At 41.6% G+C, this 19,476-nt stretch carries 7 protein-coding genes; all 7 read left to right on the top strand.

Annotated elements, in window-relative coordinates; translation table 11 throughout:
- The first annotated feature begins 17 nt into the window (after positions 1–17).
- The 7 genes from fabD to GOP56_RS01510 all read left to right on the top strand — a co-directional run bounded on the left by fabD (position 18) and on the right by GOP56_RS01510 (position 17,134).
- Complete coding sequence (fabD, locus tag GOP56_RS01480) at positions 18–3,458, top strand: ACP S-malonyltransferase (protein ID WP_163244300.1); 3,441 nt, start codon at positions 18–20, stop codon at positions 3,456–3,458.
- Complete coding sequence (locus GOP56_RS01485) at positions 3,451–3,699, top strand: acyl carrier protein (protein WP_022585618.1); 249 nt, start codon at positions 3,451–3,453, stop codon at positions 3,697–3,699. The genes fabD and GOP56_RS01485 overlap by 8 nt, the downstream gene beginning before the upstream one ends.
- Complete coding sequence (locus GOP56_RS01490) at positions 3,677–4,906, top strand: beta-ketoacyl synthase N-terminal-like domain-containing protein (protein ID WP_163244301.1); 1,230 nt, start codon at positions 3,677–3,679, stop codon at positions 4,904–4,906. The genes GOP56_RS01485 and GOP56_RS01490 overlap by 23 nt, the downstream gene beginning before the upstream one ends.
- Before the next feature lie 19 nt (positions 4,907–4,925).
- Positions 4,926–6,182: a hydroxymethylglutaryl-CoA synthase family protein gene (locus GOP56_RS01495; RefSeq protein WP_163244302.1), complete on the top strand. Its 1,257-nt coding sequence runs from the start codon at positions 4,926–4,928 to the stop codon at positions 6,180–6,182.
- Positions 6,182–6,958 carry an enoyl-CoA hydratase/isomerase gene (locus GOP56_RS01500; protein ID WP_174250699.1) on the top strand — a complete coding sequence of 259 codons (777 nt, stop codon included), beginning with the start codon at positions 6,182–6,184 and terminating at the stop codon, positions 6,956–6,958. Before GOP56_RS01495 ends, GOP56_RS01500 begins: the two co-directional genes overlap by 1 nt.
- A 77-nt stretch (positions 6,959–7,035) precedes the next feature.
- On the top strand, positions 7,036–16,179 hold the full coding sequence (locus tag GOP56_RS01505; protein WP_163244304.1) for a non-ribosomal peptide synthetase: 9,144 nt from the start codon (positions 7,036–7,038) through the stop codon (positions 16,177–16,179).
- 70 nt (positions 16,180–16,249) lie between these two features.
- Positions 16,250–17,134, top strand: coding sequence for a pentapeptide repeat-containing protein (locus GOP56_RS01510; protein ID WP_104031157.1), 885 nt, complete (start codon positions 16,250–16,252; stop codon positions 17,132–17,134).
- The last annotated feature ends 2,342 nt before the right edge of the window (positions 17,135–19,476 follow it).

The raw sequence follows: 19,476 nt of genomic DNA on the forward strand, positions 1-19,476 counted from the left end.
TTTGAAGGAGCTAGGGAATGGATCGTAAGCCAATAATTTTTATGTTTTCAGGTCAGGGATCTCAATACTATCAAATGGGAAGACATTTGTATGAAAATGAGGCTATTTTCCGAAAGTGGATGCAAAATTTAGATGTAATCGTTCACGATCTAGTAGGAATCTCTATTGTTCAAAAGTTATATCATGAAAATAAACATATAAGGGAGCCATTTATTCGGTTGCTATATTCTCATCCGGCTATTTTTATGGTGGAATATGCTTTAGCTCAAATTTTTATAGCCAACGGAGTGGAACCTGACTATGTACTTGGAACGAGTTTGGGAGAATATACGGCTGCTTGCATTTCCGAAGTGGTAACAATAGAAGATTCAATTACATGTCTAATTAAACAAGCAAAATTAATAGAAGAGAGATGCCCTTCAGGCGGAATGACAGCTATTATGGATGAGGCGAGTCTATTCGAACAAAAGCCAATTTTGTATAACCAAAGTGAATTGGCAGCATTAAATTTTAAAAAGCATTTTGTGATTTCTGGATCGTCCGATTCACTACAACAAATTGAAAGTTATTTGGAGAATCAAAATATCTTGTTTCAAAGAATTCCTGTTAGCTTTGGTTTTCACTCACGATGCATTGATCCAATTAAAGATGAATTTACTACATTTTTAAAGAAAATTGATGTTCGTATGCCCAAAATCCCGATCGTTTCTTGTGTAGACGCTCAGATTCATAATTTTTTGCCAAGGGATTATTTATGGTCTGTCGTTCGCCAGCCCATTTTATTTCAAGAAGCGATTCAGACTATTGAAAGTGTGACATCAGGTAATTACTTCGACTTAGGGCCTAGCGGTACCCTTGCTCATTTTTTCAAAAAAAACACCGCATCTGGGTCGACTTCCAAGAGTATTCCAATATTGAGTGCTTTTCAACCAAGTAACAATCGTTTAGAAAATGTGCTACAGGAGTACAAATCATCGAAAATCGATACCCAGAAAAGGAGAGTTGATAGCAGAATGATAGCTTACCTATTTCCAGGACAAGGTTCTCAGAAAAAAGGAATGGGAGAGGGACTGTTTGATGAATTCCGAGAAATAACAAGCAAGGCAAGTGGAATATTAGGTTACTGTATCAAAGAATTGTGTTTATCTGATCCTAACCAGCAACTTAATCAAACACAATATACACAACCAGCGCTCTACACTGTTAATGCGTTAAGTTACTTAAAAGCAATATCAGATTCGGGTAGGAAACCTGATTTTGTAGCCGGTCATAGTTTAGGAGAATATAATGCTTTATTTGCAGCCGGGGTAATTGACTTTGAAACAGGTCTCCAATTGGTGAAAAAAAGAGGAGAATTGATGAGTCAGGCAACTAATGGTGGAATGGCAGCAATTCTGGGTCTTACTCAGGAAGTAATACAAAAGATACTGATCGCAAATGATTTGTCATCTATTGATATTGCTAATTTGAATGGTTTAAAGCAAATTATCATTTCTGGGCCTGTATCGGATATTGCTAAAGCACAGGGTATTTTCGAATCTTCTGGGGCAACCATGTATATTCCGCTGAATGTAAGTGGTGCCTTTCATTCACGTTACATGTTAGAAGCAAAACAGAGATTTTCAGAGTATATCGGAAATTTTAATTTTCAATCATTTGGGATCCCGGTCATTTCCAACGTTACTGCAAGACCATACCGATTGACTGAAATCAAGACCAATATAATTGAGCAAATAGTTCAGCCGGTGCGGTGGACGGAATCGATACAGTATCTTATGGGGATGGGGGTTTCGGATTTTTTAGAAATTGGCCATGGAACGGTCTTGAGTAAATTAGTTGAAAAAATTAAAAGGGAAGTAGAGCCCTTGAAAGTTGATATCTACCAAGAAAGGCAAGAATGGAGTGAAATGAATCCAATGGCCGTTGGGATGGAAGTTGAATCCAATGATGAACCAGTAAATCCTTGGCTTAGTCAGGTACAAGAAATAGAAAGGCCACCAGCAGTTGTTACGCTTAACTCTTCTAAATCCAGAGCGCAGTCATCGACAAATTCAGTTGCATTAGAGTGCTCATTTTCCAATCAGATAACAGCCGAATCTTTAGGCGACTCCGAGTTTAAGGAAGATTATAGCCTGCAATACGCTTACCTTGCCGGTGGAATGTATCATGGAATTTCTTCAAAAGAATTGGTTGTATGTATGGCGAAGTCTGGAATGATGGGTTTTTTTGGTACTGGGGGTTTGGATTTACAGCAGACCGAAGATAGTATCAGGTATATTCAATGCCATATTGCTCATGGACAAGCCTACGGTGTTAACTTGGTGCATAATTTGAGGAATGCGGAACGAGAAAATAAAATGATTGATCTTCTCCTACGTATGCAAGTTAGAAATGTAGAGGCATCGGCTTTTCTATCCGTTACACCGTCTCTCGTTCGATTTCACGCTAAAGGATTAAAACGAGATTCCAACGGGAATGTGGTCACTTTACATAAGATTATAGCAAAAGTATCTCGACCGGAAGTTGCGGAAACCTTTCTAAGCCCTGCTCCGGAGCATATTCTTCAAGAACTGCTGAAAAAAAATCAAATTACACCGGAAGAAGCTGAATTATCAAGGGAAGTTCCTGTTGCTGATGATATATGCGTTGAAGCCGATTCAGCTGGTCATACCGATGGCGGAGTCGCTTATACCCTAATTCCATCCATGTCACGGTTGCGGAACGAAATGATGGAAAAGTACAAATATCATAAGCGGGTACGAATTGGTGCTGCAGGAGGAATTGGAACTCCTGAAGCAGCGATGGCAGCGTTTATGTTAGGTGCAGACTTTATCCTTACTGGTTCGATTAATCAATGTACGGTAGAGGCAGGAACAAGCGACAGGGTAAAAGATTTATTGCTGCAAATGAATGTTCAGGATACGGACTATGCTCCGGCAGGGGATAGTTTTGAAATGGGCAGTAAAGTTCAGGTGCTGAAAAAAGGGTTATTTTTCCCATCGCGGGCCAACAAATTGAACGAATTATATCGACGATATAAATCGTTAGATGAAATAGATGAGCAAACATTAAAGCAAATTCAGGAAAAATATTTTAAGCGAAGTATCGCAGAGGTGTATCAGGAGATTAAGGCCTATTATCCAGCTCAAGAGATTGAGAAGGCTGAGCATAATCCGAAACATAAAATGGCTTTGGTCTTTAGATGGTACTTTGGATACGGTACACGCTTGGCTTTAAGTGGTAGTGAAGAATCCAGAGTAGATTATCAGATTCACTGCGGACCTGCTTTGGGAGCTTTTAATCAATGGATGAAAGGTACCGAATTAGATAACTGGCGGAATCGGCACGTGGATAAGATCGGTATCAAAATCATGAAAGCAACTGCAGACTTACTCAATGATAAAATTCATTCATTTTTGCTAAATCAAACTATTTTAGGAGTGGGTAAATATGAATAAGCAGGAGATTTTCGAGATAGTTGTGCGCATTATTTGTGAGGTACTTCCGGAATTGGAGGATCATCATTTCAAATCGGAAGATCAGTTATTAGATTTAGGTGCAAACTCGGTGGATCGAGCTGAGATTGTAGCTCAAGCAATGGAAGAATTGAACTTAAATATTCCTCGTGTAGAGCTTTTTGGTGTGAAAAACATCGGGGAATTAGCAGAGGTTCTATATGAAAAATTACAGTCAGCCTGAGTTGTACATTACTGGCATCGGAGTTACTTCGACGATTGCTCAAGGAAAAGAAGGTTTTTCTTCTGCATTGCTACGAGGAGAGCATGCCTTTGGAGTTATGAAGCGTCCAGGTAGACAAAAAGAGACTTCATTTATCGGGGCTGAGATTGCATCTTTGTCTTATCCGCAAGCACTCTCTAAAAAGTTACTTCGTAAAGCCTCTTTTTCAGGTCACGTAGCGATGATCACTCTTCATGAAGCATGGATGGAGGCCAATTTGGATGCAGCAGAGCCTGCACGTATCGGATTGGTAATCGGAGGTTCCAATATCCAACAAAGAGATGTGTTGCAAACCTTTGAAACCTATAAAGATCGCTCTGTTTTTATCCCCCCTACTTATGGCATATCCTTTATGGATAGCGACTTATGCGGGTTATGTACAGAACAGTTTGGGATTCAGGGGCCAGCTTATACGGTTGGGGGGGCTTCTGCAAGTGGTCAACTAGCTGTTATTCAGGCTATCCAGGCCGTTTTGTTAGATCAGGTTGATATTTGTATTGCTATGGGGGCATTGTGTGATATTTCCTATCTGGAATGTCAGGCATTCCGTGTGTTAGGTGCTATGGGGACAGAGCGCTATGTAGAAGATCCTGCAAAGGCTTGTCGTCCCTTTGATGAGAATAGGGATGGATTTATTTATGGAGAATCATGCGGAGTAGTCGTCATAGAACGACAAAACACAGCTCTTAGCCGCAAGGTCAAGCCGTATGCAAAGGTATCAGGTTGGGCGGTACAAATGGATGGAAATCGCAATCCTAACCCTTCTTACGATGGAGAGGTTTACGTGATACAGAAGGCATTGAATAATGCAAGATTAACACCCAAAGATATTGATTATATAAACCCGCATGGAACAGGTTCGATCGTTGGGGATGAAATAGAACTTAAGGCAATTAGAAATTGCCAACTCGATCATGCTTACATTAATGCAACAAAATCTATTACTGGTCACGGACTAAGTGCTGCGGGTACAGTTGAAATTATTTCAACAGTGCTCCAGATGAAAGAGTCTCGGCTTCACCCCACTAGAAATTTGGAAAACCCGATAGAGCCTTCATTTAATTGGGTACGAGAGCAGTCGATTTCACACAAGATTAAACATGCACTAAGTTTAAGCATGGGGTTTGGTGGTATCAATACGGCAGTTTGTTTACAAAATTTGTATTAGTGGTAAGGAGATAAACATAATGGTTTCTGTTGGAATAGAAGCGATGAATGTTTTTGGTGGGACAGCATATCTGGATGTCATGCAGTTAGCAGAGTATCGAAAATTGGACATAGGTAGATTTGAAAATCTGTTAATGAAAGAAAAATCAGTGGCATTGCCATATGAAGATCCGATCACTTTGGGGGTCAATGCAGCAAAACCAATTGTGAATTCTTTATCTGAGGAGGAGAAAAATCGGATTGAATTGGTAGTTACCTGTACGGAATCAGGGATAGATTTTAGTAAATCAATAAGTACTTATATTCATCACTACTTGGGACTTAATCGGAATTGTCGCTTATTTGAGCTTAAGCAAGCTTGCTATTCAGGAACTGCCGGACTACAGTTAGCGGTTAATTTTGTATTGTCTCAAATCTCACCTGGAGCAAAAGCTCTTGTCGTTGCAACTGATATTTCACGCTTCTTGATCGCTGGGGGGGACATTTTGTCAGAGGAATGGTCTTACGCAGAGCCAACCGGCGGAGCGGGGGCTGTTGCTATTCTCGTTGGAGAAAATCCTAGTATGTTTCAAGTAGATGTGGGGGCTAATGGGTATTATGGTTATGAGGTAATGGATACATGCCGTCCCGTTCCTGACAGCGAGGCAGGAAATGCGGATTTGTCCCTATTGTCTTATCTGGATTGTTGTGAACAGACTTTTTTAGAGTATCAAAGAAGAGTCGTTGGTGTTGATTATCAAAAGACATTCCAATATCTCAGCTTTCATACTCCTTTCGGAGGTATGGTGAAAGGAGCGCACCGTTCAATGATGCGGAAAATCCTTAAAGCTAAGTCTGCTGAGATAGAGTCTGACTTTGAACAGCGTGTGTTACCAGGACTGAATTATTGCCAGCGTATCGGTAACATTATGGGAGCCTCTGTGCTTTTATCACTTGCCAGCACGATTGATAATGGGGATTTTGATACAGCCAAAAGAATTGGCTGTTTTTCTTATGGGTCAGGGTGCTGTTCGGAGTTCTATAGTGGGGTTGTAACCTCTCAAGGTCAGGAGCATTTGCGTCGCTTTGAGATTGAAAAACAGTTGAACGAGCGTTATCACCTATCTATGGACGAATATGAGGAACTATTAAGAGAAAGCGGCATGGTCAAATTCGGTACTAGGAATGCTAAGTTGGATTTAAATTTATTTCCAGAAGCACTAAAATCAAGTTTCGGAAAGCAAAGATTAGTTTTAAAAGAAATCAATGAGTACCATAGAGAGTATGAGTGGTTATGATGAGCTTCCAAACGATCAAGGTACATATTAAAGAGAAGATTTGCTTCATCCAGTTTTATCGTCCTGAAGCAAATAATACTATGAATGATCGAATGATTGAGGAATTTCACCATGTTTTGAATTTATGTGAAGAAGCAGCAGTAACTGTCGTGGTTCTGGAAGGATTACCGGAAGTTTTTTGCTTGGGGGCCGATTTCGAGAGCATCCACCGAAAAATAGAAGAGAGAAGTGTTACTGGTGGGGATCCGGAACCCATATATGACCTGTGGTTAAGGTTGTCAAATGGACCGTATATAACAATTTCCCACGTACGTGGAAGAGTTAATGCCGGTGGAATAGGGTTCGTTGCAGCCAGTGATATTGTACTAGCTGATCTAACGGCTCAATTTAGTTTATCGGAATTATTATTCGGACTGTTTCCAGCTTGCGTACTGCCGTTTTTAATTCGACGTATCGGTGTTCAAAAGGCTCATTATATGACTTTGATGACTTGGCCGGTAGGTGTTCAGCAGGCTCATGCTTGGGGACTTGTTGATACATACCATACGGAGAGTGAAGTGTTGCTTGGCAAGCATTTGCGTCGTCTTAAATTACTATCTCGATTCGGGATCTCTTCATATAAACGTTATATGAACATGCTGCATCAGTCGCTTTATCAATCGAAATTGATAGCGTTGTCCGCTAACAAGGAAATGTTTTCCGATTCGGCTAATCTTGAGCGGATTTATAAATTTGTAGAAACGGGTCGTTTTCCATGGGAAGACAATCACCAGTAGAAGAAATGAGTCAATCGTATAGGCAGTCTTATAAAACGAAGTATTTTGTAGGGATTATAAAGGGGAGAGAATAAGAGATGAGCGATAATCTTCAAAGTATAGTCGCTAAAGTAAACTCGTTATCTGTTGACAAGCAGCAAGCGTTGATTGCTCTCCTTAAAAAGCAGGGCATCGACATCTCGCCGTATGTCGTTATACCTAGAAGTACAACGGAAAGTGACGACGATATACAGCTCTCATTCGCACAGCAAAGACTTTGGTTTCTAGCGAAACTTGAGGATAACAGTGGCTATTATAACATTCCCCGGGCATGGAGGCTTAGCGGTAGGCTGGACAAGCAGGCATTGTTTCGGGCACTGCAGGAAATTACGACAAGACATAGTGTGCTTAGAACACGTTTCGTTGAGCGTGAAGGAGTTCCCTATCAGTGTATAGATAGCCCAAGTCCGTTGGTCATTCAAGAAGGGGACGTGTACTCGGAGGCACATCTTCTCCGTCTATGCGAAGAGGAAGCACTGGCCCCATTTGACCTTGGTGCCGAGAGTTTGGTCCGGTTAACATTGCTCAAAAAGTCGGAGATTGAACATATACTTTTGGTCACTATGCATCACAGTATATCTGATGGTTGGTCTTTAACAGTCTTTATTAATGAAGTTAAGAGTTTATATACTTCCTATTGTGCTGGGGAGTCTTCAAAGTTAAAGCCGCTTCAGATTCAGTATTCCGACTTTGCTCGGTGGCAGCGACACTGGTTGACAGGAGATGTGAAGGAAAAGCAACTCGGTTACTGGCGGGAACAACTAAAGGATATTAATGCCCAGTTGGTGTTACCAACAGATCGTCCAAGGCCTGCGGTCAAAACTTATAACGGTTCTCGTGAAGGATTTCTTTGCCCGCCTGAGTTGCTGGAAGACCTGCGTAAACTGAGTGACGAGCATGGTGCTACTCTCTATATGACGCTACTCTCAGGGTTTATGATCTTGTTAAGGAGTTATACCCAGCAAACAGACCTGACTATCGGTACACCAATCGCAAACCGAGATCGATCTGAGCTTGAAAATCTAATTGGTTTATTTGTGAATACACTCGTGATTAGAAGCGATTTGTCTGGTGATCCAACGTTTGCAGAGCTTCTGGGGCGAGTCAAAATGACGGCGCTTGATGCTTTCAGTCACAAAGATATTCCGTTTGAATCGGTTGTAGACGCATTGGACTTGGAGCGCAGCAGGAGCTATTCTCCACTGTTCCAGGTGATGTTCGTATTACAAGAGTCAGTCGCGCAGTACAATGATAAATTGGTTGATTTGGCTATATCCCAAGTTGATTATGATTTTAAAATCGCAAAGTATGATTTAACACTGGACTTGCAAGAAACAGCCAAAGGGCTAGAAGGACTTTTTGAATATAATAGTGATCTCTTTGACCGATCGACCATCAAACGGTTTGCTGATCACTATCTGAATTTGTTAAGCCAAGTGATTAAGAACCCTGAGCGAAGGCTATCGGAATATGAATATTTAAGCAAAGCAGAACGAAATCAGTTGTTAGTCGAATGGAACCCGATTGCGAAGTATGCAACAGACATATGCCTGCATGAAATGTTTGAAAAAGAATGCAAAATATCGCCTGATCGTATTGCCTTAACATTTGAAGATGAAGAGTTAACTTATCGGCAATTAAATGAGCGGGCTAATCAGGTCGCACACTGTCTACATACTATGGGGGTTAATCCTGATGATTTGGTGGGACTATGTTTAGAGCGTTCGATTGATATGGTTGTTGCTATTCTAGGTATTTTGAAGGCTGGTGGGGCATACGTACCGATCGACCCTGCTTCTCCTGCAGAGAGAGTTCGTTATATTTTGGAGGATTCTGGTGCGGCGTTGTTGCTAACTCATTCAGAATTGGTTCCGCAGATAACAATAAATGATAAGCTAGTTGTATGTCTCGACAATTATGATTTTAATGGGTATGATACCTCTGATATTCCGGTATCTTCCATTAGTCTTGAGCCTAAACATCTAGCTTACATAATCTACACATCAGGGTCTACAGGCAAGCCAAAAGGTGTTATGGTAGAGCACAGAAATGCTACCCGTTTGTTTAACGCTACGCAACCCGAGTTTGGCTTTACACGTGACGACGTGTGGACAATGTTTCACTCGTTTGCGTTTGACTTTTCTGTTTGGGAAATGTGGGGAGCCTTGGCCTATGGTGGAAGAATTGTTCTAGTTTCCAAGGCAACGGCGCAGTCACTGGACGATTTTTATACACTGCTCGTAAAGGAGCGGGTCACTGTCCTTAACCAAACACCAACGGTATTTGAGCAATTGATTTCAGTCGATGCCGTGAGAAGAGAGAATCTCTCACTCAGATATGTAATATTCGGTGGAGAAGCCTTAAAACCGGCCATTCTCAAACCCTGGTTTGATTGGCATGGGGACGAATCCATTCAATTGATTAACATGTACGGCATAACGGAAACAACGGTTCATGTCACGCATCACCGATTGCGTAAACAAAATATAAATCAGAAAAGTGTCATAGGTAAGAAAATATCTGATCTAGCTCTATATGTACTAAACGAACAGTTTTTACCAGTTCCTGTTGGGATTACCGGGCGTATGTATGTCGGCGGTGCCGGGGTTACAAGAGGTTATTTGAAGCGCCCAGATTTGACGGCGCAACGCTTTATCCTCAATCCTATAGATGGCGAACGGTTGTATGATACGGGAGATCTGGCGCGTTGGTTGCCAGATGGAAGCTTGGAGTTTATGGGACGAGCCGACGATCAGGTCAAAATAAGAGGTTTTAGGATTGAGTTAGGTGAAATTGAGTCACGATTATTAGAACATCCAACGGTGGATTCCTGCTGTGTGATTGCACGTGAAGATACGCCTGGCAATAAGATGCTTGTGGCTTATTTAGTATTTACCGATGGTTGTAACGAGCTTGATGGAAGCCATTTTAATGAATTGAGCAGCTTTTTAAAAACGATGCTGCCAGACTATATGGTACCGAGTGCTTATGTTAAGCTCGAAAGATTGCCAGTCACATCAAATGGTAAAGTAGATCATAAAGCTCTGCCGCAACCAAGTATTGATGTTTTTTCTTCCGGTTCATATTCTGCACCGCGTACAGAGACTGAAATCATTTTAAGTAGTATTTGGAGTGAACTTTTAGGTTTTGACGAAGATAAAATTAGTATAAATGATAATTTTTTTGCCCTGGGTGGTCATTCTCTGCTAATTACAAAATTAATTGCTAGATTACAAGCCCATGGATTGTATTGCGATGTCCTTACAGTATTTACTGCGCCAACATTGGAAGTGCTTGCTGCATCTCTAGATAATAACAATATTTCGATGGGCTATGATGTGCCCGAAAATGTGATTCCTTTCGGCTGTGATCACATAGCTCCTGATATGTTGCCGCTTGTTAAACTTAGTCAGGAGGAAATCGATGTTATCGTCTCTACTGTGCGCGGAGGTGCGCGTAATATTCAGGATATCTACCCATTAGTTCCGTCACAAGAGGGAATTTTGTTCCATCATTTGATGGATCCAAAGAAGGATCCTTATGTAATACCTGTACTATTCCGCATTCATTCAAAAGAAAGATTGGATCAATTTATAGATGCATTGCAATATGTGATCGACCGCCATGACGCTTTACGTACTGGGATAATTGTAAATGGTCTGGCCAAACCGGTGCAGGTGGTCCTTAGGTATGTTGCGCTTCCTGTAAAGACGATTATTCTTACTTCCGAAGTTGACGCAGAGCAACAAATGCGCGACAAGATGCATGAGCCTGAAGTGATCGATATTACACATGCACCTCTATTGCGGCTCAAGGTTGCTAATGAACCAGGAACAGATGTATGGTACGGTCTATTTTATATGCATCATCTAATAGAAGACGCAACCTCATTAAAGTTGATTATTCATGAAATGCTGGCGCATTTCTCTTCTACAACGAATCAACTCGAGAGAGCTGTACCTTACAGAGACTTTGTTGCCCATACTCTGCATCAACTCGAAGCCTACAATGCTGAAGCATTTTTCCATAAAAAGCTGGGTGATGTAACCGAGACTACATCGCCATTTGGTCTATACGATGTACATGGTGATGGCAGTGATATTGCAAGTCTCAGACGTTCGCTTCCTGCTCTGCTTGCGGACGAGATACGTTCACGAGCAAAAGAGCTTGGAATAAGCCCTGCAAGCATCTTCCATGCTGCATGGGCGTTGGTAGTCGCAAAGTGCAGTGGACGTGAGGATGTTGTGTTCGGGACCGTACTATCCGGTCGACTACAAGGTGTACCAGGTGTTGAAAGAATAGTGGGGAACTTTATCAATACATTGCCGATCAGGCTCTCTCTATCCGGTAAAAGTGTTGCCGAAATGGTACATGATACAGACGCGGAACTAAAAGAGCTGATCCGATATGAACAGACATCACTAATTCTTGCCCAGAGCTGCAGTGGTGTAGGTAATGATGCTCCTTTATTTACAGCGATGTTGAATTATCGCCACTTTGAAGAAAATGTGTCTGCTCATGGTAGCGGTGATATCCATGATTTTGGGGTAGAATGGCTTGATTCTTTGGATAGAACCAATTATCCTGTCGGTCTTTCTATAGATGATCTGGGAAATGAATTCTCGTTGAATGTTCAGGTTGATCGTTCGCTAGCAACCGAGGCGGTATATTCCTATATGGAATTCGCTCTGAAGGGGATTGTTACGGCACTACATGATAGTCAGACAGCGGGCACGCATGTTCTGGATATCGAAATCATATCAGATGGTGAACGTACAATGCAGCTTATTGACTGGAATCGGACGGAAAAACCATATCCATCGGAAAGCTGTCTGCATGAGTTATTCGAGCAGCATGCGAAGACCACGCCGAACAAAATTGCAGTGGAATTCGGGGATGAGATGGTTACATACGGCCAATTAGATGCACGTGCTAATCAACTTGCTGATTATTTGCGCGAGCAAGGTGTTGGACCGGATGTTCTAGTCGGTTTATGTCTCAGAAGATCAATAGAGATGGTAGTCGCCATCTTGGGAATTCTCAAGGCTGGAGGCGCTTATGTTCCAATCGATCCAGATTATCCTGCTGAACGGATTACCCATATCATAAGTGATTCTGGGTTTAGATTGTTGATTACGACTAAGAAATTGGCAGAACTTATTCCTGTTATCGATCAACTATTAATTTATATGGATGCTGACAGTTTGGAATCTATGCTTGCTGGTCGTTCTAAAACTAGTTTGATTAGTGAAGAGCGCATCGTTACTCCCGAAAATCTTGCATACGTAATATATACATCAGGATCGACAGGTAAGCCTAAAGGGGTAATGGTTGAGCAGCGTGGCGTAGTAAGATTGGTGCGTAATCCAGATTATTTCCCGGCTGATCCTGACACAGTAATGCTACATCATATGTCCATTTCGTTTGATGTTGGTAGTCAAGAATTATTGATACCTCTCATGAACGGAGGACGTCTGGTCATTCTTCAGGGCGAAGCAAAAGACATGAATCAAATCATCGATTGTATTAATCAAGCAGGTGTTACGATGCTTTCGCTGTCTGCAGCGTTTCTTCCGGCATTTGCAGAGGCTGTAAAAACACGCCCGATAGGACTAACGTACCTTGGAGTAGGGGGAGAAGCATTTTCTGCATGTGACGTGAAGTCCATCTATGATTCTCTTGAAAATATTACGATCGTCAATGCTTATGGACCAACGGAAAACTCCATCGCTTCTACTTGTTATGTGATACCAAGGAAAATCCCTTTGGATGGCATTATTCCTATTGGAACGCCAATTGCTCAGACTCAGGCATATGTCGTTGATAAGAACTTGTGCCTTGTACCTATTGGAGTCATTGGAGAGTTGTGTGTTGGCGGGGATGGCGTTGCCCGAGGATATCTGAACAATGCTGAGCTTACAAGTGAACGCTTCGTCAAAAATCCATTCAGCGATAAAGAAGCGGCGAGACTTTATCGTACGGGTGATTTGGTACGATGGAACGCTGATGGACAACTAGAGTTTAAAGGACGGTGCGATAGTCAGGTAAAAGTGCGCGGGTTTCGAATTGAGCTGGGTGAGATCGAGAACGTTCTAGGAGCTCATCCCGCTGTAAATAATGCTATCGTTTCAACGTACTCAGCAGGTGAGAATGACGTTCGACTGGTGGCGCATATTTGTCCTACAGCTGGATGTCTGGATGAGCTGTCCCAGGCGCATAACGATGAAAACCTGAAGCGTTGGACAACGGTATTTGATGATCAATATGAAGCAGTAGACCAAGCGGAAGACATTGCAGAGCAAAATTATATTGGCTGGAATAGTAGCTATACAGGTGAGCCGATTTCACAGGAGCAAATGGAAGAGTGGGTTTCCGGTACGGTTGACAGAATAAGAGATTTACATCCTAAAAAGCTGCTGGAGATAGGTTGCGGCACCGGGCTATTGTTATATCGCTATGCCCCGGTATGTGATTTTGTTCAGGCTATTGATATATCTGAGTCAGCCCTGAGAGGAATTCAAAAACAGCTTGATCGCAAGTCGTGGAAACATGTCAGCTTGACTAGAAGCGATGCATTGAATTTAGAGCAGTTTGCCCAAGGCTGTTTCGATACGGTTGTGGTGAATTCGGTAATCCAGTATTTCCCGAATAGACTCTATCTTGCGCAAATGCTATCTGATATCATTCGGTGCATGGTACCGGGCGGGAAAATCTTTATCGGCGATGTGAGAAACCTGGATCTTTTTGATGCACATCTCATTGCTATCGAACGTTGCCAGGCTAATTCTCCAATAAAATATGACGTGTTGACAAGCAGAATTCACAGGCGGGCACAGCAAGAGACAGAGTTATTGGTCAGTCCTTCATTCTTTACTTCCTTGACAGAACTGATTCCCGAAATCGAGCGTGTAGACATACTCGTAAAAAAAGGTATCGGTGATAATGAAATGCTTAGTTACCGGTACGATGTTGTTCTTACCACTCGAGCGGAAGCGGACAGTGGTGGATGCGAGAATGCTCCGATTGAATGGTATCCGTTTAGCAATGTTGAGAACGTGTTTCGTATGCTCGAATCAAACGCCCACGATGCTCTTGGTATTCACGGGTTTGTTAACGGACGTGTACAGGAGGATGTATTGATCGCTGACAACGTATTGCACTCTGTCGTAACAGGGATGGTGACGCCTATAAATCAAAAGGGGCGCTTGTCGGAGCGTGCTCTTGAGCAAGTGGAGCAACTTGCAGATATGATTCGCTTTGCAGAAAGTCATGGCTATCGTTGTGAAGCGACTTGGTCTCAGGAGAATACGGCTCATTTGGATATTATTTTTGCAAAAGGCAATATGCCGCAGGTTCAGGCCCGAAGCTCTTATGTCACTACACGACTTACCAACTATCCGCAGATTTCATTGTTAGGACAATCTTTATCGAAGGTTTTCAAAAACCATTTGTCCGGTTTGTTGCCCGACTATATGATACCTAGCACTTATATCTTGCTCGAAACCTTACCTTTGACACCTAACGGCAAGGTTGATAAGTCGTCGTTACCTAAACCGGATGATTCGGATTACGTAAAAGCAAATTATTTGGAGCCGCGTACTGAGACAGAGAAAGTAATAGGTAAACTGTTTCAGGAATTGTTGGGTGTAGACAAAGTTGGCGTTTTTGACAATTTTTTCGATTTAGGGGGACACTCGCTAATCGTTGTCCGTCTTGTTAGTCGGGTAAAACAATTGTTAGGAAAGGATCTTCCTTTCAAAGCCATATTTGAAAATGCGACTGTGGAATTGCTTGCCAGTGCAATACAGTCACAGGAGGATTCCACGGATAATCTACCTATCGTTGCAAGAACACGGACGGAAGAGGGGGTACCTTTATCTCTTGAGCAGGATGAGTTATGGTTCCTACGCTTTGGTGACAGTTATGTGCCTAGTAACGAAAATGTACTTTCAGCATTTCGCTTGATAGGGAAGGTTAATATAGAGGCTCTCGTTAAAAGTGTCAAGGAAGTTGTGCAGAGGCATGAGATGCTTCGAACTAGCTTTATTGACGTGGATGGGGAAGTGAGACAGGTCGTAAATTCCCCTTCAGTGTTCAGACCACTAATCAGTACAATTGAATCCGAATCTCAGTTTTTTGAATTGTGCTTAGAGGAAAAATCTCGAACCTTCCACCGATATGAGCCGTATTTGTTCCGGTTCCACTTTGTTAAACGTTCAGATGATGAATCTTTTCTAATTATTTCACGTCCTTGGGGATTGTTTGACGGTTGGTCTACAGGTGTGATGATGAAAGAACTTGAAGTACTCTATCAGAATTACTGTGAATCTCGTTCTGCTGACTTACCGTTGCCGATGGTACAATACAGCGACTTTGCCTTATGGCAACAGACCACTGTTTCCAAAGCCCGTCTTGATGCGCAGGTAAATTACTGGCGTAAAACATTCGCTAATTATCATGGGGAATTGCAAATAAATTCCGATTATGCTCGGACTGACTTTACTGGCTCGAAAGCCGCGAAAATGGAAATAACTCTGTCTTCTGAGCTTGTGACTGAACTACAAAGCTTCTGTCAGGTTCATGGAGTTACGTTATATATGGTACTCTTGTCTGCCTATTCAGTGCTCTTGAGCGGATACACAGAACAACAGGATATTTGTGTATTGTCGCCCGTTTCTAAACGTTCGACAACGGAGCTTGATCATGTCATTGGGTACTTTGTCAATGTTGTTGCAATGCGGCTCTCTTTTACCAAAGACATGCGGTATACCGACCTAATTTCCCGAACGAAGAAAGTGGCCATAGAGGCATTCGCGAATAAGGATCTTCCATTCTCAAAGGTAGTGGAGATGTTAGGAGGAACCGCTAACTCGTCCTTGTTTAATGTGATGTTCAACTTGATACGATTACCTGATGCTGAACAAATATCATCTGGCCTGAAATTAGTTCCTGTAGAACTTAGTAAAGATGCTACCAACTTTGACCTGAGTTTAGTATTATATGAGACGTCTACGCTCATACAGGGTTATCTTGAATATAACGCTGACCTCTTCAGTGAAATAACCATTGAATCTATGATGGAGAGGTATCAGATTATTCTTAAGACGGCGCTACAAAACCCGAATGCAAGTGTGGCACAACTTGTTTCGAAAAGTAACCCTAAATTAGGGAATCAAATATAGCGAGTAGCGTTGGCAATAGCTGATAAAATAATGATTTTGGTATTAAACATAGTTTGCGAGGAGAAAGACGATGAAATATCTAAATGATGATACTATTACGAGCAAGAGAGGCGATCATTTGCGTGCTGACTGCGAAAGCTGTTTCGGATTGTGCTGTGTCGCATTATGCTTTTCAGCTTCGGATGGTTTCCCCATTAATAAAGATGCAGGTACACCCTGCATCAAGCTGCAAAAAGATTTTCGATGTGGTATTCACGAAAGCCTCAGTAAACGAGGTCTTAAAGGTTGTATAGCTTTTGACTGCTTTGGCGCAGGGCAAAAAGTTTCTCAGGTCAGCTTTGGTGGCCAAGACTGGCAGCAAGCTCCTGAATCTGCTAAGCCGATGTTTAAAGTGTTCTTAATCATGCTGCAAATTCATGAATTACTCTGGTATCTGACAGAAGCTTTGATGTTACAAGCTGCTTTGCCTATCCATGATGAGCTCCGTTCCGTGCTTGAAAAAACGGAAAAACTTACTTATCTTAGCCCGGACGAGCTCATGAAGCTGGACGTGGCAGAGCACCGAGCTATTGTAAATACATTACTGCTAAAAACAAGTGAACTTGTGCGAGCTCAGGCGCGCATCAAGAAAAAGCATCGGCCGGAGCAAAAGGCTCGTTCAGGACGTAAGAAAAACATTGGTCGTGGTGCCGACCTTATTGCCGCTGATCTGAGAAAAACGGACCTTAGAGGGGCTGACTTAAGAGGAGCTTACCTGATCGCTGCTGACCTGAGAGGAACCGATCTTAGTGGAGCTGATCTTATCGGGGCTGATTTCCGGGATGCTGATCTAAGTGGAGCTGATCTATCCAAAAGTATCTTTCTTACTCAGTCTCAAATCAGCTCAGCAAAAGGGGATAGTAGGACAAAATTACCTTCGTCACTCTCTCGTCCAGAGCACTGGGTTACGATATGATCATATAGATTATTTTCTGGGGTGAAAACATGTTAACGATTTTAAACAATTATGCACATGGTTATGTCACCATCCCTGTTATTATTGCCTGCAAAAAACAAGGCCTTTTTGAGATTTTAGATACAAATAATCCGGTTCCTTTTACCACCCTTGTTCACCGTTTGCAGGCAAATAGCGGGCATCTTCGAATAGCATTGCATACTTTGGAATCCTTAAACTGGGTTTCTAAAAACAGTAGCGATGAATATGTATTAACTGCTGAAGCGGAGATTCATCAGAAAATCCCGCAAGATATTATGGACTTAATGTCATTTCCTATGCAGGATTACGTAAATCAAGCAAAGAAAAAGCATAGTCTCAAAAAATGGATGAAATTATCCGGGAAGAGTTGGAATATAGACAATCCTATGTACTCGCAATTTCTTGATGGTATGTTGATTATTCCGCTGCTTCTTACTTTGAAAGAATATGAACAATTGGGTAATTCGGATAATCCGGAAGTACCATTGTTATCAAAGCTTAGCCCTGCGGTACGCGAAGAAATTATAGCGTTTTTTATCAATCAAGGTTGGCTGACCCAACAACAGGGAGTAGATAGATTTACAGACATCGGCCGATTTATTATGGATCGAATTTTTATTACAGCAACGGTCGCTTCCTATAGACCAATGCTTTCAAAGATGTCCGAATTAATATTCGGAGATTGTAAGTCTGTCTTTGAACGGGATTTGTTGGATCACGAACTGCATGTAGACCGTACGTTAAATGTAATTGGAAGTGGATTTCAACATGAAAAATATTTTTCTGATATGGAAGAAATCATCCTATCTATATTTAATCGTGAACCTATTGACGAACAGCCTAGATATGTTGCGGATATGGGGTGCGGTGATGGAAAACTACTTGAAAAAATATATGCCATTATCAAGAATAAATCGCTAAGGGGCAAGGCTCTTGATGAGCATCCGATTAAGCTAATAGGTATAGATTTCAATGAGAAAGCATTGAAAGAAACTGCTAAAACCCTTATAAATATAGATCATGTCGTTTTAAAAGGCGATATTAATGATCCAGAGCAGATGATCGTGGATATAAAAAATAGAGGCATTCATGATGTAGAAAATATTTTACATGTTCGTTCTTTTCTCGATCATGACCGGCCTTATATTCCACCATCCAATATTTCTGCAGCTGAAGCACGATCCAAAATTCCGTCTGAAGCTGTCTATGTTGACAGAGCAGGAAAAAGTATACCAGCAACCTCTGTTATGCAAAGCCTAGTAGAACATCTGGAACGATGGTCATTCATTATTGGCAAGCATGGCTTAATTGTGCTTGAAGTACATTGTTTAGAACCCAAAACAGTCAATGACTTTATAGATAAGTGTGAAAATCTACATTTTGATGCGTATCATAGATTTTCACAACAGCAACTGGTCGAGGCGGATAAATTTTTAATGGCAGCAGCGGAAATCGGGTTATTTCCTAATAAGAATACTTGTAAAAAGTATCCAAAGACACTGCCGTTTGGACGGATTACTCTAAATCATTTTACGCCAAGAGAATATAGAGTACGCTTTGCGCGAGAAGCAGATTTGCCAGCTTTACAATTAATAGAAAACCAATCTTGGGAACCTGGCTTGCAAGCTCCTTTAGCTGTTCTTAAAGAAAGATTGAAAAAGTATCCTGAAGGACAATTGGTACTCGAATTGGATAATCAAGTTGTAGGAGCTGTTTATTCGCAGCGAATTGCGAACAAGGATGATTTAAAAGACCACTCTATTGAGACGGTAGAAAGCCTGCACAGCAGAGAAGGAAGTATCATTCAATTACTGGGCGTAAATATTCTTCCGGAGATGCAGCATCGAAATTTGGGCGATCAATTACTAGAGTTTATGCTGCAGCGATGCAGTCTGATGAATGGTATCCAGTCGGTAGTAGGCATTACAAGATGTAAAGAGTTCCATAATTCTACTTCAACAGACATTCAGGAATATATTACAATTCGTAATGTACAGGGAAGATTAGTTGATACTACGTTGCGATTTCATGAAGTGCATGGAGCGAAAATTTTGGAGCCCGTTCCTAATTATCGTCCTCATGATAAAAAGAACAATGGATATGGAGTTTTGTTAGAATACGACATTTTTAATCGAAAACGTTCCGATATTCAATTGAACAGCAAAAATTCCAAAAAGATCGCCAAGGTAGACGATACGGAAAAATTGAATTCGATTAAACATTTTATAGAGAACACAATTACATTCATTCTTGGGAGTACAAAAGAGGATGGATTCTCATTAGAACGGCCATTGATGGAAATGGGATTGGATTCCGCTGAT

The organism is Brevibacillus sp. 7WMA2 (assembly GCF_010748895.1).
Classification (GTDB): Bacteria; Bacillota; Bacilli; order Brevibacillales; family Brevibacillaceae; genus Brevibacillus_B; species Brevibacillus_B halotolerans.

Bases quoted from the DNA above. Each gene is read 5' to 3' on its own strand.
- GOP56_RS01505 (WP_163244304.1), top strand. From the start codon at position 7,036: ATGAGCGATAATCTTCAAAGTATAGTCGCTAAAGTAAACTCGTTATCT.
- GOP56_RS01495 (WP_163244302.1), top strand. From the start codon at position 4,926: ATGGTTTCTGTTGGAATAGAAGCGATGAATGTTTTTGGTGGGACAGCA.
- GOP56_RS01500 (WP_174250699.1), top strand. From the start codon at position 6,182: ATGAGCTTCCAAACGATCAAGGTACATATTAAAGAGAAGATTTGCTTC.
- GOP56_RS01510 (WP_104031157.1), top strand. From the start codon at position 16,250: ATGAAATATCTAAATGATGATACTATTACGAGCAAGAGAGGCGATCAT.
- GOP56_RS01485 (WP_022585618.1), top strand. From the start codon at position 3,451: ATGAATAAGCAGGAGATTTTCGAGATAGTTGTGCGCATTATTTGTGAG.
- GOP56_RS01490 (WP_163244301.1), top strand. From the start codon at position 3,677: ATGAAAAATTACAGTCAGCCTGAGTTGTACATTACTGGCATCGGAGTT.
- fabD (WP_163244300.1), top strand. From the start codon at position 18: ATGGATCGTAAGCCAATAATTTTTATGTTTTCAGGTCAGGGATCTCAA.